The 1,177-nt window shown below is 65.2% G+C and carries 1 protein-coding gene; it reads right to left on the bottom strand.

Annotated features, from left to right (window positions below; genetic code table 11):
- On the bottom strand, positions 1-1,177 hold a 1,177-nt coding region (locus tag BG61_RS38530), incomplete at both ends, for an NAD(P)/FAD-dependent oxidoreductase (RefSeq protein ID WP_035943692.1).

Raw genomic sequence — 1,177 nt, forward strand, 5'->3', positions numbered from 1 at the left:
GCTCATCCACTGCTTGAAGTTGCGCGCGCGATACAGCTCCGTCTTGAGCCACGACGTATCGAACGCTTGCGGGTAGGCCGTCAGTTCGTCGGATTGACGGCCGGCCTGCACGGCGTCGAACGCGGCTTCGGCCGCCATCTTGCCCGACTTGATCGCCGCGTGGCTGCCCTTGATGCGCGACGCGTTCAGGAACCCCGCATCGTCGCCGACCAGCGCGCCGCCCGGAAACACCAGCTTCGGCAGCGACATCAGCCCGCCCGCGGTGATCGCGCGCGCGCCGTAGGAGATGCGCTTGCCGCCGTCGAGAAACGCACGGATCGACGGATGCGTCTTGTAGCGCTGGAATTCCTCGAACGGCGACAGATACGGATTCGAATACCCGAGCCCCACCACGAAGCCGACCACCACCTGATTGTTGTCCATGTGATAGAGGAACGAGCCGCCGTAGGTGTCGTTTTCCAGCGGCCAGCCGGCGGTGTGGATCACGAGGCCGGGCTTGTGCTTGACCGGATCGATCTCCCACAGCTCCTTGATGCCGAGGCCATAGACCTGCGGATCGGCGTTCTTGCGCAGCTTGAACTTGTCGCTCAACTGCCGCCCGAGATGCCCGCGCGCGCCTTCGCAAAAGAGCGTGTACTTCGCGTGCAGCTCCATGCCGAGCTGGAAGTTCTCGGTCGGCTCGCCGTCCTTGCCCACGCCCATGTTGCCGGTGACGACCCCGCGGACGGAACCGTCGTCGTGGTAGAGCACTTCGGCCGCGGGAAAACCCGGAAAGATTTCGACGCCCAGCGCCTCGGCCTGCTGGCCCAGCCAGCGCGTGACGTTCGCGAGACTGATCACGTAGTTGCCGTGGTTCTTGAAGTTGTCGGGCAGGAGCCAGTTGGGCACCTGCTTCGCGCTGTCCCGGGTCAGGAAGAGAAAGCGGTCTTCGGTCACGCCGACGTCGAGCGGGGCGCCTTTTTCCTTCCAGTCGGGGATCAGTTCGGTGAGGCCGCGCGGGTCCATGACGGCGCCCGAGAGGATATGCGCGCCGATTTCCGAGCCTTTTTCGAGCACGCACACGCCGATGTCGGTGCCTTTTTCCTGGGCGAGCTGCTTGAGCCGGATGGCGGCCGACAGTCCGGCCGGGCCGCCGCCCACGATCACGACGTCGTATTCCATCGACTCGCGGGGACCG

The sequence above is a fragment of the Caballeronia glathei genome (assembly GCF_000698595.1).
Classification (GTDB): domain Bacteria; phylum Pseudomonadota; class Gammaproteobacteria; order Burkholderiales; family Burkholderiaceae; genus Caballeronia; species Caballeronia glathei.